This is a genomic window from Vibrio sp. OPT46, from assembly GCF_015163535.1.
GTDB lineage: Bacteria > Pseudomonadota > Gammaproteobacteria > Enterobacterales > Vibrionaceae > Vibrio > Vibrio alginolyticus.
Map to the genome: position 1 here is coordinate 1 of NZ_JADDYG010000383.1, position 385 is coordinate 385.

Sequence of the window (385 nt, forward strand, 5' to 3'; positions counted from 1 at the left end):
TTGGTGCAATTAAAGGTGTAAATTGTGGTGATGGTGCAGGTTATGCGGCAAATAGAATTGTTGTAGACTGGCAAGATAGTAAGCGTTACCACTCAGCGAACGGTGTAGTCGTATCTGACTATTCATTAAACCGAATCGGTGTTACAAAAAATGCATCTGGCTCACAATTTCTTGTCCGCCTTTACTCGTATAATTTCAAAACTAAACTTTGGGAAACACCTAGAGAAAACCGAGCACTAGCAACTATCTATTGCTATTACCCTTAAATATCTTCCCTTCCAGGGCACACCAAACTATAATATATTATAGACTAAGCTTAAGGTATGCCCTATGAACCTACTTCTTGCTATCTTCTTTGGAATTCTTCGTACTCCGGCTCTACTTT

Annotated in this window: 1 protein-coding gene; it reads left to right on the forward strand. The window is 39.2% G+C overall.

Annotation, left to right across the window (positions count from 1 at the left end; translation table 11 throughout):
- Positions 1–266 (forward strand): hypothetical protein (locus IQR33_RS35885; RefSeq protein ID WP_193843895.1); only part of this gene is annotated, 266 nt, incomplete at its 5' end.
- Positions 267–385 lie beyond the last annotated feature (119 nt).